Genomic DNA, 22,558 nt, shown 5'->3' with positions numbered 1-22,558 from the left:
GTCTGGGCGCGCCGATCCTCTTATTCAATACATAGCCGCCGCGCGCTAAACGTGGTGCATAACCGCCACGCGGACGAGATCCTGAAGGCTGCCGGCGTTCAGCTTGTCCTTCAGGTTCGAGCAGGTGTTGGCGACGGTCTTGTAGCTGACGCCGAGCGAGCCTGCGATCTGCGTGTAGGAGCGCCCCTCCCCAAGCAGGGACAGGGTCTGGAGTTCGCGGGTCGTGAGGTCCGCCTGCTCCGCCCGGGAGCGCGAACCGAGAAGCGCCACCTGAATCGCCATGTCGTGCGCGATATAAGGTTGGTTGCGTCGCACCTTCTCGATCGCCTCCAGCAGCGTCTTGGGGCCGCTATCCTTCACGACAAAGCCGGTGGCCCCGGCCTTCAGCGCGCGGCGGGCGATCACGGGGTCACCATGCATGGAGAAGACGAGGATCGGCGTGCGCTGGTCGGCGAGCCTCAGACGTCGGATCAGCGACAGGCCGGCGAGGCCGGACCCGCGTATCGAGAGGTCGACAATCACGAGGTCGGGCCTCACGCGCCTGAAGAGCTTGAAGCCGGCGAGCGGCGCCGCTGCCTCGACCACTTCGTCGAACCCGGCGTCGAGCAGCACGCGTCGGCAGCCCTCCAGCACGATTGGGTGGTCATCAATGACAAGCGCGACGCTCATTGCGAAAAGTCCTTCATCTTAGCCTTGGCGCCGTCTGTCGCATGGGTGAGCGGCACGACGACGTCGAGCGCCGCGCCCCCGGGCGCATTGTGCAGATGGAACGAGCCGCCGAGCGCCCTCAGCCGTTCCCCGAGCCCGACGAGGCCGAAGCCCGCGGGGGCCGGATCGGCGACCCCTCCGCCATCGTCGAGCACCCGGACCCGAAGGGCCTCCGCGCCGCCTTCGTCGCGGTCGTGAGCAACGGTGACGGCGACGCGCGAGCAGGCGGCGTGCCGGACGGCGTTCGTCACGCCCTCCTGCACCGCGCGATACACCGTCAGATCGACAGGCTCGCCATAGCCGTGCCCGATGTCCGATGCCGAGAGGTCGAAGCGGCACTCCGGATGGTGCCGCTGGAAATCCGCGAGCAGTCCGGCAAGCACGTCGGGCAGCGGCGCCGCGCCGAGCGCCATGGGCCGCAGGCGCGTGAGGAGCCGCCGGTTCATGTCGGATAGGCGGGCCGACAGATCCGCGACGGTCGCGAGGCGCTCCTTCGCCTCGCCGCTCGCTTTGACGGGGGGCGCGTCGATCGCCCGCTCGAGCGATTCGAGATTGGCGCGCAGGCCGAACAGGCAGGGGCCGAGCTCGTCGTGGAGCTCCTTCGCGATCTGGCGCCTTTCGTCGTCCTGCAGCGAGACCATGCGCCACGACATGCGGCCGTTCTTCGCGCGCTCCGCGGCGAGCGCCTGTCCGAGCGCGTTGAAGCGCTCCACGATGGCGGAAAGTTCGCGGCTCTTCGGCGCGTCGATGCGTCGATTCAGGCGGCCGAGCCTCAGATCCGCCATGCCCTCCGCAAGCGCGCCAAGCGGCGCCAGCTCGCGGCCGAGCAGCAGCGCGAAGATCGCGACCGTCATCACGTTCAGCACGATGAACAGCGCCATCAGGGACAGCATGTCGTCCCAGACTTCGGCGATTTCGTCGGCGGGGTCGCCATGGACGACCACCGACCCGGCGGGTTCTCCCCCGATCACCACCGGGATGGCCAGCGATGAGGGTGGCGGCTCGATCAGGCGCGCGAACCAGTCCGGCACCCCATCCCGCTCGTCGGCGCCATGGCGCCTGCTTGGCTCGCGCGACGCGATCGCCGCGCCGAAGCGATCCTCGACGACGATCCGCGCGTGCCGAACCATAGGCAGCGCGGCCTGAAGGTCGGAGATCACCCTCAGGCGCCCGACGTCACGCTCGAGCCGGGTGACCGTCTCGCGCGCGAGGCGGCCGGCGGTGTCGAGCGAAGAGGCGATCTCGACCTCGGTCGCCTGGCGGGCGTTCAGGATCGTCACGATCCCGGCCGCGCAGGCGCAGGCGAAGTTGACGCCGACGAACAGGACAAGGATGCGCACGCGCAGCGAGGCGCCGCCCACCGATCTGGTGGCGACCCGCGCCCGCTCGAACGGGTGAGCCAAGTCGGGAGCGAGCCCGATCGTCACTTTTCGCTCTCTCCCGCCGCCGAAGCGGGGAGCGGCTGGCGACGCAATCCGGCGAGCGCCGTCGCCTGGTCGGGGCTCGCGGCGCGCGCGATTACATAATGCTGGCAGGTCTCGCCGAAGCCGGCGCGTTCGCCGACATCCGCGATCGAAACCAGCGCCTCGATGACGTTGCGGGGGCTCTCCTTCACTCCGCGTTCGGCGAGCATGGTTTCGACCTGGACCGCACGGTTAGCGACCATCCGCGGCCCTTCGGTGAACCGGATATCAGCCTCATGCAGCAACGTCCTGAGCGACGCGGCCGCCGGATCGTCAGCGCCGACGTCGCGGCCAGCCTCGCGGCTCGCGAGCCAGAGGGCGGGCGAGAGCTTTTCGTCGACGTCGATCCAGCTTCGTGACGCCATCGAGAACGCGCTCGGCGCGGGAGCCGAAACAGCTGCAGGAGACCGCGTCGGCGCGGGGTCGTCGCAGGCGCAGAGCGCAAGGATAACTCCAGACAGCGCCATGCGAGTGGGTCTATTAATAATCCAATATTTAGAGAGCGTCATTCTATTGCCTTCGGTCATTAGACCATTGTCTTCTTATTACTCGACAGCCGCTTCAACGTCATCCGCCAGTGGCGGCTCGCGCAGTCCAAGGCTCCGCTAGACAGAGAACCTCCCGCATCTTCTATACATTTGTGATTTATAAGATCATCAGGCATCGGCGATCATACTGCTGCAGATTGGCAGTCGCCATGCCAAATGTTCCCGCCCTGATTTTCCACTTTCGCCAAAGACACCTGAAACCTATCCGGTAAGTCTTTGCGGGCTGCGAAGCGCAATAATCCCGCTGGGTAAGAAGTAATAAACGATCCGCCCAAATCGGGTCGCAAGACGCAGCGCGCCGACGGGTCCGGACCCAAGCCGGGCCGGCGCCGCGGAGGAAGACTGGGAAACGCAAGGGGTTTTAGGATGAAAAGATTTCGAACGTCCGCTTCGGCGTTCACGCTGGCGGCTTCGACGGCGCTGAGCGTCGTGGGAGCCACGCTCCCGGCCTTCGCCAACGACAAGCTGGTCGAGCTGTCGCAGAGCGAAGAAAACTGGCCGATGACCGGCAAGAGCTACAAGGCTCAGAACTACTCGAAGGCCACCCAGATCAACACGGAGAACGTCAAGAACCTCCGTCCGGCCTGGGCGTTCTCGACGGGCGTGCTGCATGGCCATGAGGGCACGCCGCTCGTGATCGGCGACCGCATGTACGTCCATGCCGCGTTTCCGAACCCGACCTTCGCGCTCGATCTCAACGAGCCCGGCAAGATTCTGTGGCAGCACAAGCCGAAGCAGGCTCCGACGGCCCGCGCCGTCGCGTGCTGCGACGTCGTCAACCGCGGCCTCGCCTATTGGCCGGGCGACGGCAAGACGCCTTCGCTGATCCTCAAGACACAGCTCGACGGCCACATCGTGGCGCTCAACGCCGACACCGGCGAGGAGTTCTGGAAGATGGAGAACTCCGACATCAAGGTCGGCTCCACCCTGACGATCGCGCCTTACGTCATCAAGGACACGGTGCTGGTCGGCTCATCCGGCGCCGAGCTCGGCGTGCGCGGCTATGTGACCGCCTACGACGTCAAGACCGGCGCCCAGAAGTGGCGCGCCTACGCCACGGGTCCGGACGAGGACATTAAGCTCGCCAAGGACTTCAACATGGCGAACCCGCATTACGGGCAGAAGGGCCTCGGCACCAACAAGACCTGGGAAGGCGACGCTTGGAAGATCGGCGGCGGCACGAACTGGGGCTGGTACGCCTTCGATCCGGACACGAACCTCTTCTACTACGGCTCGGGCAACCCGGCGCCGTGGAACGAGACGATGCGTCCTGGCGACAACAAGTGGACCATGACGATCTGGGGCCGCGACATCGACACTGGCGAGGCCAAGTTCGGCTACCAGAAGACGCCGCATGACGAGTGGGACTACGCCGGCGTCAACGTGATGATGCTGTCGGAGCAGGAAGACAAAACGGGCAAGATGCGCAAGCTTCTGACTCATCCCGACCGCAACGGCATCGTCTACACGCTCGACCGTGAGGACGGCACGCTCGTCTCCGCCGACAAGCTCGACGACACCGTGAACTGGGTGAAGCAGGTGGACCTGAAGACCGGCATCCCGGTCCGCGATCCCGAGTTCGCGACCCGAATGGACCACAAGGCGACGGAGATCTGCCCGTCGGCGATGGGCTACCACAACCAGGGCCACGACAGCTACGATCCCGAGAAGAAGCTCTTCTTCATGGGCATCAACCACATCTGCATGGACTGGGAGCCGTTCCAGCTGCCGTATCGGGCTGGTCAGTTCTTCGTCGGCGCGACGCTGTGGATGTACCCTGGCCCGAAGGGCGATCGCCAGAACTACGAGGGTCTCGGCCAGATCAAGGCGTACAACGCCATCTCCGGCAAGTACGCCTGGGAGAAGATGGAGAAGTTCTCCGTCTGGGGCGGCACGCTCGCGACCGCCGGCGATCTCGTGTTCTACGGAACGCTCGATGGCTTCATCAAGGCGCGCAACTCGAAGACCGGCGAACTGCTCTGGAAGTACCGCCTGCCGTCTGGCGTGATCGGTCACCCGATGACCTACACGCACAAGGGGACGCAGTACGTCGCCATCTATTACGGCGTGGGCGGTTGGCCGGGCGTGGGCTTGGTGTTCGACCTGAACGACCCGACGGCCGGTCTTGGCGCGGTCGGCGCGTTCAAGAACCTCGCCAACTACACCCAGATGGGCGGCGGCGTTCAGGTCTTCGCGCTGAACGGCAAGAACCCCTACGACGACGTCAATATCGGCGAGTGGACCGGCAAGGCGAATTGACCGCCTGACGCCTCCAAGACGCTCCCGCCGGACGGCTTGCTCCGCCGGCGGGAGACTTACAGAGACAAGAGCCAGACGACCGGGTTTGACGCCAGACGGCAGCCCGCCGACCGCCGGTCGGCCGAGAAGCGCCGCGGCCTCCAGGGAGACGAAACCCAATGACATTCTCATCCAGCAAGCCAGCGCACAGCGCACTGCTCGGCGCCGCGATCCTCGCCCTTGCGCTGGCGTCCGGCGCCGCGCGAGCGGTCGAAACGCTCAAGGTTTGCGCCTCCAAGATCGAGGCGCCCTATTCGACCGCTAAGGCGGACGGGCTCGAGAACAGGATCGCGAAGATCGTGGCCAAGGCCATGGACCGCGAGGTCGACTATGTCTGGTTCGACAAGGCCGCGATCTTCCTGGTACGCGACGGGCTCGACAAGAAGCTGTGCGACGTCGTGTTCGGCGTCGACGCCGACGACGAGCGCGTCCTCGCGACCAAACCTTATTTCCGAACCGGCTATGTCTACGTCACGAAGGCGAGCGGCGGCCCGGAGCTCGGCTCGAGCTGGAAGGACGTGGAGACGTCCAACGCCACCAAGTTCGCGGTGCGCTTCTCCACGCCCGCCGAGCTGATCCTCAAAGCCGCCGGCAAGTACGAGGAGAACGTCTCCTACGGGCTGTCGCTCGTGAACTTCGAGGACAAGCGCAACCGCTACACGCAGGTTGCAGCCGACAGGCTCGTCAGCGAGGTCGCGAATGGCGACGCCGACGCTTCGATCGCCTTCGCTTCCGACGTCGCGCGCTTCGTGAAGGCGTCCCAGACGCCGCTGAAGATGACGATGCTGGACGACAGTTTCACGCCCGCCGATGGGCCGAAGATTCCGCTTCATTTCGATCAGGCGATCGGCGTCCGAAAGGACGACGCGAAGCTGGCGACGGCCCTCGACGAGGCGCTCGTCAAGGCGGCGCCCGAGATCGAGAAGGCGCTGGCCGACGAAGGCGTGCCGACCCTCAAGCCGAACAGCTGAAACGCCCGGGCGTCGCGCTCTTCGGCGTCCTGATTACCTCTGCAAGTGAGTCCTGATGATCAAGCATCGACTGAAAGCAGCCGTCGCGGCCGTCGCGTTCCTGGCCTCAGCGCCCGCCGCGTATGCCGACATCACGCTGAACAACACCATCACTGGCGAACCGCTGAACCTCGACGACGCGCCGCCGGACGGCAGGGACGTCGCCGGATTCAAGGAGTTCATGCAGACGGGCAAGAACCCCTATGTCGGCAACAAGGACTGTCTGGCGAAGGGCGAAGAGCTGTTCAACGGCGCCTGTTCCGGCTGCCACGGACATCTTGCCGAAGGCAAGATCGGACCCGGCCTCAACGACGCCTATTGGACCTATCCGGGAAACGCCACAGACAAAGGCATGTTCGAGACCGTGTTCGGCGGAGCGAGCGGCCAGATGGGGCCGATGTACAACTCGGTCAACGTCGACGAGATGCTGATCACCATGGCCTGGGTGCGGCATCTCTACAAAGACGATCCGTCCAAGGCCGAATGGCTGGAGGCCGACGCTCGAAAGGCGCTGAAGCCATACGACGGATCGAAGCCACCGGCGCCGGGACCGGACGCCCCGCAGGAATGCCGGATGGGCGGATGACGATCTGCGCCGGGAGCGGCGCGGGGGCTGAGCGCGCGCGTCGCGCTCAGGCGACTGCAAGCACCAAGCAAGAACTCCGAAAGAGGAAACGCCAGATGTCGATCATGTCCTGCCTTCCCCACACCGCGCTCGCCGCCGCGCTGACCGTCACGTTGGTCGCCCCGGCGCTCGCTTATGACGGCACCAACTGCAAGGAGCCCGGCGTGTGCTGGGAGCCGAAGCCGGGCTATCCAGAAAAGACCAAGATCACCGGCTCGAAGTACGATCCGAAGCATGACCCCAAACAGGTCCAGAAGCAGGGGGACTCCATCAAGGAGATGGAGGATCGTAACAAGAAGCGCTCCGAGAACTTCGCGAAGACCGGCAAGTTCCAATACGACGTCTCCAAGATCGGCGCCAACTGATCACCGTCGTTCGCTCCGGCGCCAAGCGCCGGAGTTGGCCAATCCCTTGCGGTTCGACGTTCGCGTTCGAGCCGCTCCCTCTCGTCGTCGGGGCGGGCTCTTCCGGCCGTCCCATGGGATGACGACACGCACCTGACGGTCGCCGGCGTCCGGGTCGCTCAAGATCCAAGTGGCCCGGCGCGGCGGCCGCCTTTTGCCCGTAGAAGAAGGTGCTTCCAGATGGCGTCCACGTCGATCGCCGAGCGGCGCGCCGAGGCCGACGGTTCGCTTGAGGGCTGGCGGACGCGCGCGCTGGCCTTCGAGGCCGAGATCTCCCGCGCCGTCATCGGACAGCCCCATGTCGTGCGGCTGCTGACCATCGCGCTGTTCGCGCGGGGCCATGTGCTGCTGGAGGGCGACGTCGGCGTCGGCAAGACCACCATCCTGCGCTCGGTGGCGCAGGCGCTCGGCGGTCCGTTCGAACGCATCGAGGGCACGGTCGACCTGATGCCGACCGACATGCTCTACACCGCCTTCGTCGACGACGACGGCAAGCCGCGCGTCGAGCCCGGCCCGGTGCTTCGCCACGGCGAAGACCTCGCCGTTTTCTTCTTCAACGAGATCAACCGCGCGCGCCCGCAGGTGCATTCGCTGCTGCTCAGGCTCATGGCGGAGCGCAGCGTGACCGCGTTCGGCAAGGAATGGTCGTTCCCGCACCTCCAGGTGTTCGCGGACCGTAATCGCGTCGAGAAGGAAGAGACCTTCGAACTGCCGGCGGCCGCCCGCGACCGCTTCGTCATGGAGATCGGCGTCGACACGCCCGCCGATCCCGAGGTCAGGCGGGAACTCGTCTTTGACCCCCGCTTCCACGACGTCGACGGCCTCATCGGCGGCCTCAAGACCGGCGTGCTCGACCATCGCGGCCTGAACGACGCCGGCCGCGCCATTCAGGCTTCGGTGAAGACCAGCCGCACGCTCGAACAATACGTGCTCGGTCTGTGGGATGCGCTGCGCTTGCCGGCCTCGGTCGACGTCGCGATCGAGGGCGTCGACATGGGCCGGCTGATCCTGGGAGGCGGCAGCCCGCGCGGCGTGAGCGCGCTCGTGCGCTGCGCGCGCGTCCGCGCCTGGCTTGAAGGCCGCGACATGGTGCTGCCGGAAGACCTGCGCGCCGTCTTCGCGCCGGTGATGGCGCACCGCATCTTCCTCGACCCGATCTATGAACTGCGCCGCGACAGGATCGTCCGCGATCTCTGCGCCCAGGTGTTCGAGCGGGTCCCGGCGCCGTGAACCCTGCTCACGCGCCGGACGGCGCGCCTCGGGTCGACCTGCCCTACCGGCTGTTCGGCCGCGCGCGCGGCGTCGCGCCGGGCGCGCATCGTGCGGTCGGCGCAGGCGCCAACGGCGCCTTCCTGCGCCATGCCTCGATCCTCGAGACCTCGGATGCGCGGCGGATCGACGTCCGCGCCTCGATCACCGATCCATTCGGTGGCCTGAAGGTCCGCCGCTTCGAGAACCGCGCCAGGATCGACGTCTTCGTCGTGCTCGACCTTTCCGGCTCGATGACGTTCGGCCGCGACGGCGAGGCGGGCGACGCTGTGGCGGAGCTCTGCGGCGCGATCGCTCATGCCGCGGTCAGAGGCCAGGACCGCTTCGGGATGATCGCGGCCGGGCCGACCGAGCGCGCGGACCTCGCGATTCGCGCTACGCGCCGCGCGGGCGTCGATGAAGACGTTTGGCGCCGGGTCTCGGCGAACTCCGGCCAAGGCGCGGGCGTCGGCGGTCTCATCGCGGCGCTGGATGAGCTGCCACAGCGGCGATCGCTCGTCTTCGTGGTCTCGGATTTCCTGATGCCCGAGGGGGACGTCGACGAACTGCTCGGCCGGCTCTGGCGCCACGACGTCGCGCCGATCGTCTCGCAATCGAGCGCGGTCGAGACGCGCCTGCCGCGCTTCGGCCTGATCGAGACTCGCGACTTAGAGACGGGGCGGAGGCGCCTCGTCGTGATGCGCCGCTCGCTGCGCGAAAAATGGCTCGCGGACGCGCGCGCTCGCCGCGCCGCGCTCGATCGTGTCTTCCGACGCCACGGCCGCCCAGCATTCGATCTGGTCGACCGCTTCGACGCCGACGCCTTCGCTGACCACCTCCTGTCGGGGGGCGTTTGATGCGCGTCCTGCTCGCGGCGACGGCGCTGGTCGCGTTAGTCCATCCCGCCGCCGCTCAGGTGAGCGGACTGCAGATGTCCGGCCCTCGGCCGTTCGGACTACTGCTCGGCGACGTCTTCACCCTGACGACCCAGTTCGACGTCGCGAAACCCTTCAAGCTCGATCCAGCGGCGCTGCCGAAGCCCGGTCCCGTGACCTATTCGCTTGATCTCCGAAGCCTGAAAGTCGACGAGCGCTCGGGGCCGGACGGGGCGACCCGCTACGAAATGGCGGCGGAATACCAGACCTTCTATGCGGCGCTCGAAGCGATCGAGCAGACGGTTCCGCCGTTTACGCTCGCGGTGGTTGGCGCCTCCGGCGAACGTGTCGAGGCCAAGAGCGCGAGCTGGACCTATCTGACTTCGCCGCTCCGGCCGATCGTCGCGACGGCTGGCGGCGGCGCGACCGCCTTCGCGCTGCAGCCGGACGCGGCGCCGATCGCCAAAAGCCTTCGGCCAGCCGAGATCCAGACCGGCGTCGCCCTCGGCGCGACCTTGCTCGCGCTGCTGCTGCTCGCCTGGAGCCGGGCTTGGCCGCCGTTCCACCGCAGGCCTTCGAGGCCCTTTGCGCAAGCCGCCCGCGCCGTCGCGAAGGTCGCGCGGTCCGGCGAAGACGGATGGCGGGCAGCTGCTCTCGCGCTTCACCGGGCCTTCGACATCTCGGCCGGCAAGCGGCTGCTCGGCGACGATCTCGGCGCCTTTCTGTCGGCGCGGCCGGCGTTCCGCTCCTACGAAGCGTCGATAAAGGCCTTCTTCGACGCCTCACGCGCGGCGTTCTTCGGCGGCGGGCGCGTCGCCCTGCCCGCCGAAGACCTGAAGCGGCTTGCCAGAAATCTCGCGGCTGCGGAGCGGGCCGCGTGAACGCCATCGGCTTCGACCATCCCCTGGCGCTTCTGCTGCTGCCGCTGGCGGCGCTGCCGTTCTTAGCCTCGCCACTGCGGCTCTCTGCCGTGCCGTCGAGCGCAGTCGTGCCGGAGGATGCGCTTTCAGCCGCGATCGGCGTCGCCCTGTCCTGCCTCGGCGCGCTGGCAATCGCGGCGCTCGTGCTCGGTTTGTCCGGACTCCACCGCCGCGATCAGGCGGTGGAGCGGCGCGGGGCGGGCGCCAATGTCGTGCTGCTGATCGATCGGTCGTCGAGCATGGACTCGACCTTTGCCAACCGCTCGCCGGAAGGAAAGGAAGAGTCCAAATCGGTCGCGGCACGGCGCCTCCTAACGGATTTCGCGGCTCGCCGGCCGGCGGACCGCGTCGCCGTCGCGGCATTCTCGACCGCGCCGATGCCGCTCGTGCCGATGACCGATCATCATGATGCGGTGAGCGCCGCAATCGCCGCGATCGACCGGCCGGGGCTCGCGCACACCGATGTCGGGCGCGGGCTAACGCTCGCCTTCTCGATGTTCGACGACACGTCGAGCGAAACCTCACGCGCGCTGGTGCTCGTCTCCGACGGCGCCGCGGTAATAGACCGGCGTGTGCAGGACGCCCTTCGCGACGCCGCGCGACGCGATCCCGTGAGGCTCTACTGGCTGTTCCTGCGAACTCAGGGGTCCAAGGGCATCTACGACCGGCCGCCTCCGGGCGAGCCGGACACGCCGCAGATCTATCCCGAGCGCCACCTCGACGTGTTTCTCAAAAGCCTAGGCCTACCCTACCGCGCTTTCGAGGCGAAGAGCGCCGCGGACGTCTCCGCGGCGATCCGCGAGATCGACCAGCTCGAGCAGCGGCCGACGGCCTACAAGGAGACCATTCCCCAACAGAACCTCGACTGGATCGCCTATCTTGTCGCCGCCTTCGCGACGGCGCTGCTGCTCGGCGCGAAGCTGATGGAGCGGCGGCTCGATGAGCCCGAACTCGCCCGGCCGGCGAGGACCGCGTCATGAGTCTCGGCCGGATCAGAGCAGTGCTTCCGCCGCTGCTGCTGCTCGCGACGACGCTCTGGCTCGCACAGTCGGCCTGGACGCTGCAGGGCAAGCGGTCCGAGCGCGCCGTGGCCCAGGCCCTGGCTTCCAATCACGACGTCCGTCCGCCGGACGACGCGAGCGGCGAACTCGTCTTCGCCCGCGCTCACTTCCTGCTCGTGCGCGACAGCCTCGACGAGGCGCAGTCGCTGGCCGGGCAGATCGTGGAGCGCGGCGAACCAGAGGTCGCCGCACGGTTCCACTACGACGTCGGCAACGCGCGCGCGCGGCGCGCAGTCGGCGCGATCGAGGCGAGCCAGATCGACAAGGCCATTCCTGAGGTTCGCCTCGCCAAGGAGGCGTACCGCGCCGCGTTGAGGGCCGATCCAACGCTTTGGGACGCCCGCTACAATCTCGACGTCGTCATGCGGCTGGTCCGCGACTTCCCCGAGATCGAGACGGCCGAGGAGGAAACCAAGGCGCAACCGAAGAAGCTCTGGACCGACCTTCCGGGGCGACCCCGGGGCTTACCGTGAGCGCGCGCTCGATGCGGCCCGATTGGCGAAGCCTCGCCCTCGGCTCGGCGCTCGCGCTCGCGCTCGCGGCGGCTGCGCAGCCCGAGATCCAGGCGACGCGCGCGACCTATGACGTCATCGGTTTCGTGGACATCACCGGCTCGATGAACGCCCGCGACTATAGCGCGCAAGGGTCGCCGCAGAGCCGGCTCGACGCCATCAAACAGCGCCTGCCGGCGGCGATCGGCCGCCTGCCCTGCGGCTCCCGGTTCGGGCTTGGCGTGTTCAGCGAGCGACGGGTTTTCCTGTTGTTCGAGCCGATGGAGACCTGCCGCAACTTCGGCGCGATCACGGGCGCGATCCATGGCCTCGACTGGCGAATGGCCTGGGAGGGCGACAGCCGCATCGCGAACGGACTCGAGCGCGCGATCGAGATGGCCGAGCCGGTCGGCGCCGACGTCGTCTTCCTGACCGACGGACATGAAGCCCCACCGCTCCGCGCCGACCTTCCCCTGACCTTTGAAATCGAGAAGGGAAAGGTGAAGGGCCTCGTGGTCGGCGTCGGCGGAGCGGAGCTCGTGCCAATCCCGAAATATGACGACTTTGGCCGGGAGTCCGGCTTCTTTTCCATGAGGGACGTGCCGCAGGCGTCCCATGTCGGCCCGCCGCCCGACGGCGCCGAGGCGCGCGCCGGCTACAACGCCCGCAACGCCCCGTTCGGCGACATGCCTGAAGGCGACGAGCACCTCACCTCGGTGAAAGAGCCGTATCTCCGCCAGATCGCCGACGCGACCGGCCTCGGCTACGTCAGGCTGGTCGAGCCGGATGCGCTCGCCGCCGCGATCGAGACCAACGCGAAGCCGCGGCCGATCCCGGTTCCGGTCGACCTGTCCCCGCTTCCCGCCGCTCTCGCGCTTCTGGCGCTTGGACTCCTCTATGGCGCGCCGCTCGCGGCCTCCCTGAGAAGTCGGCGGGTCTTACAACAAGGAGTTTCATGATGCGTTTCCGACTGCTCGCCGCGGCTGTTCTGGCGCTTGCGTCGTCCGTCGCGCTCGCTCACGGCCCGACTCCGCAGAAGATCGACGAGAAGATCGAGATCAAGGCCGAACCCGCCAAGGCGTGGGCGCTGGTGAAGGATTTCGCCGGGATCAAGAACTGGCATCCGGACGTCGAGAGCGTCTCCTTCAAGGACGGGGAGCGCACGCTGAAACTGAAGAACGGCGCCGAGCTCGTAGAATCGCTGGACGAGGTCGACGACGGGGCGATGCGGCTCGGCTACCGCCTGTCCAATGAGGGAAGCGACGCGTTCCCGGTCGGCTCCTACTCCGCGACGATGGTGGTGAGCGCGAAGGACGGCAGCGCCGAGATCGCCTGGCAGGGCCGCGCCTACCGCCTCGACACCTCGAACGAGCCGCCGGAGGGCAAGGACGACGCCTCCGCGGTGAAGGCGATGTCCGACTTCTTCAGGACCGGCCTCGAAGGGCTGAAGAAGAAGGCGGAAGGCGGCGCGGGATGACGCTCCGCGCCCTTGTCCTCCTCGCCGCCCTTTCGGCTCCATTCTGCGCTCACGCCGACGAGCCGTTGCTCGCGGTCGTCGGGCAGACCGGAAACGTGGTCCGGCTGTTGCCGCTCGGCGAGAATAAGCCCGAAGCCATCGAGGTCGCCGAGCTTCCAGCGGGCGTCGCAGTCGGCTCGGACGGGCGCACGCTCTACGTCACCCATCCCGACCGCGGCCGCGTCACGGTGCTCGACGCCGTGACGAAGCGGACCACGGCCTCCTTCTCCGTCAAGGGACAGCCGTTCGGCGCCGCCGCGACCGACGAGTTCCTCTACGTCACCGACTGGACCCGCAGCCTGGTGCTGAAGATCGACGTTTTGACGGGCGCGACGCTCGGCGAAATCCCGACCGGCAAATCCCCGGCTGCGATCGTCCTCAGCCGTGACGGACGTCGGGCCTATGTGGCCGCCCGCGAAAGCAATGCGGTCAGCGTCATCGACCTCATGGCGGGCGCTGAAATCAGCCGGATCGCCGTCGGCAAGGCGCCGTTCGCCCTTGCGCTGTCAGGCGACGGCGCGCGGCTCTACGTCGCGAACGTCCAAAGCGGCGATCTATCCGTTATCGACGTCGACGGCGGACAGGAACTCAAGCGGCTCCCGATCGGCAAGATGCCCTACGGCGTGGCGGCCTCGAAGGACGGCGGGCGCATCGTCGTCACGCTCCAGCACGACGACGCAGTTGCAATCGTCGACGCCGTATCGCTTGAGGTCACGGCGCGCGTAGGGGTCGGGAGCTACCCGGAAGGGGTCGCGATCACGCCGGACGGCCAGTACGCGGCGGTCGCGAATTGGTTCGAGGACACCGTCTCGCTGATCTACCTCGACGCCGCACGCGTGACGACGACGCTGCGGGCCGCCGGCGGCCCGCGCAACCTTTTAGCGCTCGGACAATGAAAGCGCCCGCGACCGCCGCGACCAACAACCTCTGAAAAACGGAGAAGAACAATGCGGAAGATGCAGATTCTCGCCCTCGCGACGCTCGCCGCGACCATCGTGCCGGCAAGCGCCCAGCGCGCCGGCGACCTCCCGCCGATCGATGTCGGAACCGTCGTCAGCGATATCGGCGCCGGGTGGGTCAAGAAGACGACCGGCGAGGAAGGCGTCACCTATGTCTGCGAGAGCGACGCCTGTGGCGGCCGGGGCGTGGTCGGCATCGGCCAGGCGAAGGCTTCGCCCGACTATGTCAAAGAGGTGGTGGCGGATCCGGAAAAGACGCTGAAGAGCTACCGCTACGCCACCGACGAATCAATGCGGCCTTCGGGTTGCGAGTTCAAGACCTACGAAATCCAGCGTCTTAGTGAGCGCCGGATCAAATACCAAAGCAAGGGCGCCTGCGGAGAAGGCGCGGCCGCGGTGATGAGCACTATCTTCGACGTCGACCGACCCGGCATGATCTCGGTTCAGGTGCTGACCAAATCCGAACAGAACGCGCTGAAGCTCCGCGACGCCTCCATCGGCAAGCTCGTGGCCGCTCTGGACAACACGCCGGCCTCCGCCGCGCGATGAGCCGCTGTAGCTGAGGCCTCTGGTTCTGGTGGCGCTTCAAGCGGCCGAACGATCCAGCGATCCAGTCTCGAGTTCCTGGAATATCTGAAGCCGGATGTGATCGTTTGCTTCGGCCTGGAGGGGAGGAGGCGACCGGGCTGCGCTCTCCCGCGGCGCGCCGGTCGAGCTGATCGGCGCGCCGCAGCCGCTCGGTTGCCTCTACGCGTGGGCGCGCCGCTGGCGGCGAGAGGGGACTGCAGGCCATTCGCCACGCGGCGCGAGCTGGCAGGAGAAGCGCGTTTAAGCGTCAGGCTTCCGTGGCTGCGGCGGCGAGTTGGGTCGCGAAGTCGCGGTAGGAGCGCAGCGGACGGCCCAGGATCTCGGTCAGCCGCTCGACGTCGCCTTCGTCCGGGATCATGCCGTCGCTGACATAGCGCTCGGCCATCAGCCGCATCTCGTAGGCCATCCACTTGGGCATGAAGCTGGCCATGTTCTGCTCGAAGCCGGTGGGATCATCGCCGCCGTACACGATCGGGCGGCCGAGGACGTCCGACCAGATCGCGGCCGCGTCCGGGCCGGTCAGGGTGTCCGGACCGACAAGGTTGATGGTCTCAATCGGCAGTTTGCCCACGGCCTCATCTCGACGGATCAACTCGATCGCCGCGACTTCTGCGATGTCTCGAGCGTCGACCATGGCGACGCCTTTGAAACCGATCGGCATCGGATAGACGCCATGGTTCACGATGACGTCCTTGATCATGACCTCGTTGTCGATGAAGTAGGACGGACGCAGGATCGTGGCGCTAAAGCCCATCTGCTCGAGCATCCGCTCCGCGCCCGACTTCACCGCGAAGTGGGGCACGTTCGGGAACCGGTCGGCGTGGATCACCGATAGATAGACGACCCGCTCGACGCCTGATTCACGGGCGACGTTGAGAGCGATGATCGCCTGGGTGAATTCGTCGCCCGTGACCGCGTTCAGCAGGAACAGCGTGCTGACGCCGTCGAAAGCGCTGCGCAGAGAGTCGATGTCGAGCAGTTCGCCCTGGGCGACGTTGACGCCGGCGGGGAAGTCGGCCTTCGAGGCGTCGCGAGTGAGCACACGCACGGCCGCGCCGCGCTTGACGAGTTGATCGACGACATGGCGGCCGACGCGGCCGGTAGCGCCGGTGACGAGGATGGTCATTGGAAATCTCCGTGGGTCTCAGTGGACACAAGGAGAATGAGAGATCCATATTCCGCCCGATAGCCGTTCTATTTAGACATACCGTCTCTCAGGTGGAACACATGGACCTGTTGGCCCTTGCAGACTTCAACCTGGTCGCCCGCCACGCAGGCCTCGGGCGCGCGGCTCGCGCCACCGGTCGGCCCAAGGCCACCTTGTCCCGAAGGGTCGCGGAGCTCGAGGCGGATCTGGACCTGCGATTGTTCGAGCGAGGCGGGAGAGCGCTGAAGCTCACTCAGGAAGGACACGCGCTCTATGAGCGGACGGCAGCGCTGCTCGCCGAGCTCGACGAGACTGCAACCGCGATTGCGTCTGGTGGACACACCCCTCGCGGCCGCCTGCGGATCAGCGCGCCGTTGCTGTTTTCGCAGACTGCGATGGGCAAGCTGGCGGCCGGGTTCGCCATGAAATTCCCAGACGTTCGCCTTGAGGTCACGACCGAGGATCGAGCGGTCGATATGATCGAGGAAGGCTACGACCTGGTGATCCGCGTGAATCCGGATCCGGACGAGACCCTCGTCGGGCGCGCATTTCTGCGAGATCGATTGGTGGTGGTGGCGAGCCCCGCTTTGACGCGGCCAAGAGACGGTTCGCCCGCGCCCGCTGTGGTGCGCGGTCCGGTGGAGCGCTCGGAGCTATGGAAGATCACGGCTCAGGCCGGAGGTTCGACCATCGCGATCAATCCGGTCCTCAGCCTATCATCGATGATGATGGTTCGTGACGCGGTTCGGGCGGGGGTGGGAGCAGCGCGCCTCCCGATCTCGCTCGTCAGCCACGACCTGGCGGCAGGCTCCCTTGTGCATTGGGGCGATGTGGATGCGCCGGAAATCGCCTTATGGACCCTCTACCCGTCGCGCCGCTTGCTGAGCGCGCGCGTCTCGGCGTTCCTCGACCACCTCAGAGCCACCTTCCCGACGGGAGAGCCGCATGAACTCGCCGCCTATATCGACGCGTGAGGCGGAACTCGGCTCCATGCAATGCAGTGAGCGGCATCTTCCGTTCGCACGAAGAGGGCGCTGTCGCTGCTTACGTAACCAAGCCACAGTGGCGGCCGAACATGCGGAGCGCGAAAGCGAGGCGAACGCCGCTGGGAGCCATCCGCTACCGCGGCTTGCGCGCGGCTCGTTTCGGCTCCGGCGGAAATTGGAGGCTGAAATCCGAGATGCGGCTGGCGGCTTCAGCTTTTCGCTCGAGATCGGAGAGCCTCGCCTCATGGTCAGCCTCAGCCGTAGCGGAGATCGACCCGGTCGATCTAGGCGCTCCGTCGAGAGAACCCCGCAGACCGACCGCCGGTCCTCCGATCTCGGAAGCCGCTGGATGCGAGGCGTCGCTCGACTGCAGATTTTGAGCGGCTGCGATCCCCGACCAGCAGATGACGACGAGCGGCACTGCATAGAGAGCGGCCGTGCTACGCCTTCTTTCAGAATGCATTATCGTTTCCGCGAACGATGGTTGGACGTCCGCCTAAGCGGTCGGTGCGCCAGGATTTTGGCTCTATCGAGAACGAGATCTCCTCGACAAGCCAAAGTCGGCGCGTCTTATCAAACCGTCAACGCGGTATCAGCGTATGGCGAGAAGGCGATCCGGGGTCGTCTGCCCCCACCGGGCCCCGACGTCGTCTAGTCGCCCCCGTCGCTTTCCGTCTCTCACGCGCCGGGGGCGGCGCCTGAGACGACGCAAAAGCGTCCATCGCACGGAGAAAGGAACCCGGCGCTCCTGCGACTGGTTCGTCCGCGATGTGCCCGATATCGTGCATCACCCGAAATCTTGCCGCCCTCAGAGGCACGTCATCCGCCAGTCATCTCGCCGCGCGCAGGAAACGCCGGCAATGGCCTGAGGCTTGCTTCGCGTCGCCGACGAAGTGGAGGCGTAACGCTATGAGTTCGACGACGCACGAGACGGAGGGCAACCCGCTCTTTCCGATCATTCTCTCTCTGGTGGCGGCCGCCGCGACGGGCGTGCTTTGGGCCTACGCGAACCCGATCCAGCTCGTGCCCGGCGTCATCCAGTGGCGCATCTTCGCCTTCCTGCCGCCTCTGGTCGGCATCCTGCTCGGTCCGAAGAGCGGGTTCATCTGCGGCTATCTGGGCACGGTCCTATGGTCGCTGCTGGCGGGGACCTTCATTCCGTTCCACTCGCTAATCGTCGACGGAATCATGGTCGGGCTGACGGGGTTCGTTCCCGGCCTGCTGTTCAACCCGGCGCGCGACGCCACGGATAGGAAGGCGCTGATCAAGATCGCGCTGGTCTGCGCCGTCGTCGGCCTCGTCATGGTCGTCGCGGTCTCGGCGAGCCTCGCTTATCTCGGCATCTTCCCGTTCTGGTGGGCCGTCGGCTATCTCGGCCTGTCCGACATCGTGCCGATGGTGCTGGGCACGCCGCTGCTCCTGCTGCCCGCGCTGAAAATCCTGAAGAGCGCGCATGCCGGCGGTGTCTCGCGCTTCTGAAGGGCCGCCGTAACGCATGCTCGTTCTCGACAGTCTCACCGTCGGTTTCGGCGCGCCGGAGCCTGCGGTGGCCGACGTCTCGTTCAGGCTTGCGCCGGGCGAGGCGGCGGTCATCTGCGGCGCCGGCGGGGCCGGCAAGTCGACCCTGCTCGCAGCCGCGGGCGGGATCGTGCCGCGCCTCGTCCGCGCGCAGGAGTTTTCGGGCGAGATCCGGCTCGGCGGCAGGCTTATGCGCGAATGGCCGACGCCCGAGCTTTTCTCGGCCGTCGGCTTCGTGTTCCAGAACCTCGACGACCAGCTCTGGAACCTCTCGGTCGAGGATATGATCGCGTTCCCGCTGGAGAACCGGCGCACCCCGCGCGATGAGGTTCGCCGGGAGGTGTCGAAAGTAATCGACCGGTTCGGCATCCGGCGGCTTGCCGGCCGCCAGGCGCTGACGCTCTCCGGGGGCGAACGCCGCATGGTCGCGCTCGCAGCGGCGTTCGCCGCAGAGCCCGATCTGCTCGTTCTTGACGAGCCCACCACCGGCCTCGATCCGCAGGCTCGTGGCCGCCTCGCATCCGCGCTCGGGGAGGCCCGCGCGGCGCGGCCCGGTTGCACGATGCTGATCGCCGAGCAGGACGCCGCCTCGCTCGCGCAGGTGACGGAACGCGCGCTGTTTCTCGCGGGCGGAAGGCTGGTCGGCCAGACATCGATCTCAGACGCTGCGCGGAACAACGAGATCTGGAGAACCGCAGGCGTCATCGCGCCGGGAGAAGCGCTGCGCCGGCGCCGGCCGGGCGCAGTCGGTCCGACGCGGCTAGCCGTCTCCGGATTGCGCTCGAGCCTCGTCCGGCCGGGCGGAGCGCCCGTGCTGCAGGATGTCTCGTTCGCGCTTTCAGCAGGCGAGATCGTGGGCCTTGTCGGGGCGAACGGCGCCGGCAAGACGACGCTGTTCCAGACCCTGCTCGGCCTGCTCAAGGCCGCCGCCGGCTCGGTCGCGCTCGACGACGCCGACGCGGCCTCCTGGAGCCCGGCCCAGCGCGCACGCCGCATCGGCTATCTCCCGCAGAACATGCGCCGCGTGCTGTTCAACATGACGGTGCTGGAGGAGGTCGTCTTCGCGATGGCGACCGATACGCGCCGCGTCGCGGATCCTGTGATCCGCGCGGAGGCGCTCGCCGCGCTGGAACCTTACGGGCTGGCGGACAAGGCCGAGGTCAACCCCTTCGCGTTGTCGGCGCGTGAGCAGGGGCTTCTCGGCCTCGCCTGCGTCGAGGCGGGGGGCTGCGCCGTCGCGATCCTCGACGAGCCTCTGATCGCGCGCGACCGCGCGGGGAGGGCGCTGCTCGGCCGCTTCCTCGACGCGAGCGAGGCGCAGGGAAGGGCGGTCATCCTCATCTCCCACGATCTCGAGCTCGTCGACGACGTCTGCGCCCGCGCGATGGTTCTGGCCGACGGACGGCTCGCCTTCGACGGCCCGACTGGGGCGGTTTGGGACTCGGGCGCCTTCGAGGCGCTCGGCTGGCCGAAGCCTTACGCGCAGGAGGCGCGCGCGGCATGAGCGCAGCCCATCGCCTCAACTTCTTCGTGAAGCTCGCCGGCGCGACTTTGGTGATGGCGCTCGCGTGGGCCGCGCCAGGGCCGTACTGGAGCGCGCTCGCCGCGGGGCTCGTCATCGCGGGGCTCGCTGTGACGCGCACTCCGGGATTGAGGGCCTATCTCAAGGGCGCGCTCATCCTCGTCGCGCTGGTCGTCGCCTCCTGGCTGCTGAACCTCTCGATCCAGGGGATGGCGCTCGGCGAAGCTCTGCCGATCGCGATCCGGATGGCTGCGCGGCTGGTGGCGACCACGGGCGCGTTCTTCTTCGTGATGGAGACCTCGACGCCAGGCGCCATCATGGCGGCGGCGAGCGCCGCGCGGCTGCCAGCGATGGCGACGCTCGCTTTGTCGCTGACCTTCGGATTGGTGCCCATGCTGCGCGAGGAGTTCGAGCGCATCGCCGACGCCCAGCGCGCCCGTGGCCTCGAGATCGACCGCGCGCCGATCCACGTGAAGCTGCGCTATGCGCTCGCCCGCGGCGTTCCGCTCCTGGTGCAGGCCGTGCGCATGGCCCATGCGATCTCGGTTTCGTTCGCGACGTCGGGCTTCGATCCATCCGTCAAGCGCACGACGTGGCGGCGCGTGGGCCTTTTCGTCGACGATCGCATCCCGGAGGACAAATGACCGCTCCCGAACAAGTGTCGAAGCTCACCGGTCAGACCTGGCCCGTCGACGTCGCCGGCTGGCGGCTCGATCTGCCGATCGTCGCGATCAAGCCGGATTTCGCGATCTCGCTGATGATGGTGATCGATCTCGGCGTGCGCTTCGGCGCGCATTGCGGCGAGCGGCTCGCGGAGCGCCTCGCGCCGCTGAAGCCCGATGTGGTTGTGGGGGCCGCCACGCTCGGGATCCCGGTCGCGATCGAGGTCACGCGCGCTCTCGGGCTCGATGATTACGTGATCCTGCAGAAGTCGCCGAAGATCCACCTCGGCGACGCGCTGGTCCAGACGATCCAGTCCATCACCTCGGCCGGCGAGCAGCGCCTGCTGCTGGACAGGCAGGCCATGCCGCTGCTCGAGGGCAGGCGGGTGGTCGTGGTCGATGACGTCGTCGCCTCGGGCGGCAGCCTCGGCGGCGCGATCGCGCTTTGCCGGCGGGCGGGCGCCGAGGTCGTCGGGGCGGGGGTGATCCTCACCGAAGCGCACGACTGGGAGGAGGCGCTCGGGGCCGACGCGTCGCTGATCCGAAGCCTCGCCCACATTCCGCAATTCGCGCCCGAGGGCGGCGTATGGCGTCCGATCTCCGGAACCTGACGGCGATCCCGCAGGGCAGGGCGGATACCCCCGCAATCCCGGTCCGCTCTCAGCCCGCCTTCTTCACGAACAGGTCCCTCAGCCGCGCGGGCTGGCAGCGCAGGTATTGATCGGCCGCGCGGATCTGCCCGCCGAGTTCCGCCGCCGCATGCCAAGGCCAGCGCGGATCGTAGAGGATGGTGCGGGCGAGCGCGATCATGTCGGCGTCGCCGGTCGCGACGATCGCCTCGGCCTGCTCGTAGCCGGTGATCAGGCCGACCGCGACGACCGGAATCGAGACCTCGGCCTTCACGGCACGCGCCAGCGGTACCTGATAGCCCGGAGCGACCGGAATCTGCTGTGTCGGATGCAGTCCGCCGCTCGACACATGGATCGCGTCGCAACCACGCGCCTCGAGCGCCTTGGCGAAGGCGATCGTTTGATCGATGTCCCAGCCGCCCTCCACCCAGTCGGTTCCGGATACGCGCATCGTCACTGGCCGGTCGGAAGGAAATGCAGCGCGCACGGCATCGTAGAGCTCGAGTGGAAACCGCATCCGGTTCTCGATCGAGCCACCGTACTCGTCCTCGCGCCGGTTGGAGAGCGGCGAGAGGAACTGGTGGATGAGATAGCCGTGCGCTCCGTGGAGCTGCACGGCGTCGATCCCGAGCCTGCCGGCGCGGACCGCCGCTGCGGCGAAGGCGTCGCGCACGCGCTTCAGCCCGTCCGCGTCGAGCGCCTGGGGCGGCGCGTCGCTGTCGGCGAACGGGATAGGCGAGGGCGCCTCGGTTCGCCAGCCGTTCGGCGCTGACGGTTGGATGTGATGACCGCCTAGCCAGGGCTTTTCGGTCGAAGCCTTTCGCCCGGCATGGGCGAGCTGGATCCCGATCGGCATGTCGGACCAGCGGCGCACGCTGTCCAGCGTCCGGGCCATCGCGGCCTCGGTCGCGTCGTCATAGAGCCCGACATCGGCGTAGGTGATCCGTCCCTCGGGAACCACCGCGGTCGCCTCGATGGTGAGCAGCGCCGCGCCCGACAGGGCGAGCTGGCCGAGATGGATCAGGTGCCAGTCCGTCATGCGGCCGTCTTCGGCCGAATACTGGCACATCGGCGCGATGACGATGCGATTTGGGAGATCAAGCTTGCCGATGGTCATCGGCTTGAAGAGCGTGGGACTGGCCAAAGCGATATCTTTCCTGCTCGACGAGACCGCGTGAACGCGCTGTCCCGGAACGTGTCGGTTCTGAGCGGAGATACGCCTGATCCGCTTCGGGGTCGAACTCCCAGCGGACAAGATCGATCCTGCGCATGCGCATGGCTTGGCGCCGCGCTCCTCCCAGATGCAAAAACCCGCCGGCTTTTAGCTGGCGGGTTTTTGTTTATTTGGTTGCGGGGACAGGATTTGAACCTGTGACCTTC

The 22,558-nt window shown here is 67.3% G+C and carries 23 protein-coding genes; 18 read left to right on the top strand and 5 right to left on the bottom strand.

Annotated features, from left to right (window positions below; genetic code table 11):
- Positions 1-45 precede the first annotated feature (45 nt).
- The 3 genes from EYR15_RS11095 to EYR15_RS11085 are packed head-to-tail and all read right to left on the bottom strand — an operon-like array spanning position 46 to position 2,536.
- Complete coding sequence (locus EYR15_RS11095; protein ID WP_131003620.1) at positions 46-669, bottom strand: response regulator transcription factor; 624 nt, start codon at positions 667-669, stop codon at positions 46-48.
- Entirely contained in the window at positions 666-2,135 is a 1,470-nt protein-coding gene (locus tag EYR15_RS11090; protein WP_131003619.1) for a histidine kinase, read from the bottom strand. The genes EYR15_RS11095 and EYR15_RS11090 overlap by 4 nt, the downstream gene beginning before the upstream one ends.
- Positions 2,132-2,536, bottom strand: a complete 405-nt coding sequence (locus EYR15_RS11085; protein WP_131003618.1) for a hypothetical protein — start codon at positions 2,534-2,536, stop codon at positions 2,132-2,134. Before EYR15_RS11085 ends, EYR15_RS11090 begins: the two co-directional genes overlap by 4 nt.
- A gap of 549 nt (positions 2,537-3,085) precedes the next feature.
- Between EYR15_RS11085 and EYR15_RS11080 the strand changes: the two genes are divergently transcribed.
- The 13 genes from EYR15_RS11080 to EYR15_RS11020 all read left to right on the top strand — a co-directional run bounded on the left by EYR15_RS11080 (position 3,086) and on the right by EYR15_RS11020 (position 14,675).
- The gene (locus EYR15_RS11080; protein WP_131003617.1) at positions 3,086-4,978 is read left to right on the top strand and encodes a methanol/ethanol family PQQ-dependent dehydrogenase; all 1,893 of its coding nucleotides are present in this window, start codon (positions 3,086-3,088) and stop codon (positions 4,976-4,978) included.
- Between the two features lie 158 nt (positions 4,979-5,136).
- Positions 5,137-5,988 carry a methanol oxidation system protein MoxJ gene (gene moxJ, locus EYR15_RS11075; protein WP_131003616.1) on the top strand — a complete coding sequence of 284 codons (852 nt, stop codon included), beginning with the start codon at positions 5,137-5,139 and terminating at the stop codon, positions 5,986-5,988.
- Positions 5,989-6,043: 55 nt separating this feature from the next.
- Positions 6,044-6,613 (top strand): cytochrome c(L), periplasmic, encoded by a 570-nt coding sequence (moxG, locus tag EYR15_RS11070; RefSeq protein ID WP_131003615.1) that lies wholly within the window; start codon positions 6,044-6,046, stop codon positions 6,611-6,613.
- 104 nt (positions 6,614-6,717) lie between these two features.
- The gene (locus EYR15_RS11065; protein ID WP_131003850.1) at positions 6,718-7,017 is read left to right on the top strand and encodes a methanol dehydrogenase [cytochrome c] subunit; all 300 of its coding nucleotides are present in this window, start codon (positions 6,718-6,720) and stop codon (positions 7,015-7,017) included.
- A 219-nt stretch (positions 7,018-7,236) separates the two neighbouring features.
- Entirely contained in the window at positions 7,237-8,286 is a 1,050-nt protein-coding gene (locus EYR15_RS11060) for an AAA family ATPase (protein WP_131003614.1), read from the top strand.
- Positions 8,283-9,161 (top strand): DUF58 domain-containing protein, encoded by an 879-nt coding sequence (locus EYR15_RS11055; protein WP_245498261.1) that lies wholly within the window; start codon positions 8,283-8,285, stop codon positions 9,159-9,161. The genes EYR15_RS11060 and EYR15_RS11055 overlap by 4 nt, the downstream gene beginning before the upstream one ends.
- Positions 9,161-10,060 (top strand): hypothetical protein, encoded by a 900-nt coding sequence (locus EYR15_RS11050; protein WP_131003613.1) that lies wholly within the window; start codon positions 9,161-9,163, stop codon positions 10,058-10,060. The genes EYR15_RS11055 and EYR15_RS11050 overlap by 1 nt, the downstream gene beginning before the upstream one ends.
- On the top strand, positions 10,057-11,079 hold the full coding sequence (locus EYR15_RS11045; RefSeq protein ID WP_131003612.1) for a vWA domain-containing protein: 1,023 nt from the start codon (positions 10,057-10,059) through the stop codon (positions 11,077-11,079). The genes EYR15_RS11050 and EYR15_RS11045 overlap by 4 nt, the downstream gene beginning before the upstream one ends.
- Positions 11,076-11,633: a hypothetical protein gene (locus tag EYR15_RS11040; RefSeq protein ID WP_131003611.1), complete on the top strand. Its 558-nt coding sequence runs from the start codon at positions 11,076-11,078 to the stop codon at positions 11,631-11,633. The genes EYR15_RS11045 and EYR15_RS11040 overlap by 4 nt, the downstream gene beginning before the upstream one ends.
- Positions 11,630-12,610 (top strand): vWA domain-containing protein, encoded by a 981-nt coding sequence (locus EYR15_RS11035; RefSeq protein ID WP_245498260.1) that lies wholly within the window; start codon positions 11,630-11,632, stop codon positions 12,608-12,610. Before EYR15_RS11040 ends, EYR15_RS11035 begins: the two co-directional genes overlap by 4 nt.
- The gene (locus EYR15_RS11030) at positions 12,610-13,128 is read left to right on the top strand and encodes an SRPBCC family protein (RefSeq protein ID WP_131003847.1); all 519 of its coding nucleotides are present in this window, start codon (positions 12,610-12,612) and stop codon (positions 13,126-13,128) included. The genes EYR15_RS11035 and EYR15_RS11030 overlap by 1 nt, the downstream gene beginning before the upstream one ends.
- A complete protein-coding gene (locus EYR15_RS11025) occupies positions 13,125-14,063 on the top strand; it encodes a YncE family protein (RefSeq protein ID WP_131003610.1) in 939 nt (312 codons plus the stop codon). The genes EYR15_RS11030 and EYR15_RS11025 overlap by 4 nt, the downstream gene beginning before the upstream one ends.
- A gap of 51 nt (positions 14,064-14,114) precedes the next feature.
- Positions 14,115-14,675: a hypothetical protein gene (locus EYR15_RS11020; protein WP_131003609.1), complete on the top strand. Its 561-nt coding sequence runs from the start codon at positions 14,115-14,117 to the stop codon at positions 14,673-14,675.
- A 286-nt stretch (positions 14,676-14,961) separates the two neighbouring features.
- On the opposite strand, the gene EYR15_RS11015 is transcribed toward EYR15_RS11020, so the two are convergent.
- Positions 14,962-15,840, bottom strand: a complete 879-nt coding sequence (locus tag EYR15_RS11015; protein ID WP_131003608.1) for an SDR family oxidoreductase — start codon at positions 15,838-15,840, stop codon at positions 14,962-14,964.
- A 101-nt stretch (positions 15,841-15,941) separates the two neighbouring features.
- On the opposite strand from EYR15_RS11015, the gene EYR15_RS11010 reads away from it, so the two are divergent.
- From EYR15_RS11010 to EYR15_RS10990, 5 genes are all read left to right on the top strand, one after another.
- Positions 15,942-16,835, top strand: a complete 894-nt coding sequence (locus EYR15_RS11010) for a LysR family transcriptional regulator (protein ID WP_131003846.1) — start codon at positions 15,942-15,944, stop codon at positions 16,833-16,835.
- Positions 16,836-17,756: 921 nt separating this feature from the next.
- Positions 17,757-18,326, top strand: a complete 570-nt coding sequence (locus EYR15_RS11005) for an aminotriazole resistance protein (RefSeq protein WP_131003607.1) — start codon at positions 17,757-17,759, stop codon at positions 18,324-18,326.
- Between the two features lie 16 nt (positions 18,327-18,342).
- Positions 18,343-19,869 carry an ABC transporter ATP-binding protein gene (locus tag EYR15_RS11000; protein ID WP_131003606.1) on the top strand — a complete coding sequence of 509 codons (1,527 nt, stop codon included), beginning with the start codon at positions 18,343-18,345 and terminating at the stop codon, positions 19,867-19,869.
- Positions 19,866-20,531, top strand: coding sequence for an energy-coupling factor transporter transmembrane component T family protein (locus EYR15_RS10995; RefSeq protein ID WP_131003605.1), 666 nt, complete (start codon positions 19,866-19,868; stop codon positions 20,529-20,531). Before EYR15_RS11000 ends, EYR15_RS10995 begins: the two co-directional genes overlap by 4 nt.
- Positions 20,528-21,160, top strand: a complete 633-nt coding sequence (locus EYR15_RS10990; protein ID WP_131003604.1) for a phosphoribosyltransferase family protein — start codon at positions 20,528-20,530, stop codon at positions 21,158-21,160. Before EYR15_RS10995 ends, EYR15_RS10990 begins: the two co-directional genes overlap by 4 nt.
- 49 nt (positions 21,161-21,209) lie before the next feature.
- On the opposite strand, the gene EYR15_RS10985 is transcribed toward EYR15_RS10990, so the two are convergent.
- Positions 21,210-22,322, bottom strand: a complete 1,113-nt coding sequence (locus EYR15_RS10985) for an NADH:flavin oxidoreductase/NADH oxidase (RefSeq protein ID WP_131003603.1) — start codon at positions 22,320-22,322, stop codon at positions 21,210-21,212.
- Between the last annotated feature and the right edge of the window lie 236 nt (positions 22,323-22,558).

It is taken from the genome of Hansschlegelia quercus (genome assembly GCF_004310425.1).
In the GTDB taxonomy this organism is placed as follows: Bacteria; Pseudomonadota; Alphaproteobacteria; order Rhizobiales; family Methylopilaceae; genus Methylopila; species Methylopila quercus.
Note: the sequence above shows the minus strand (reverse complement) of the source record. Positions and strands in the feature narration are given on the sequence as shown.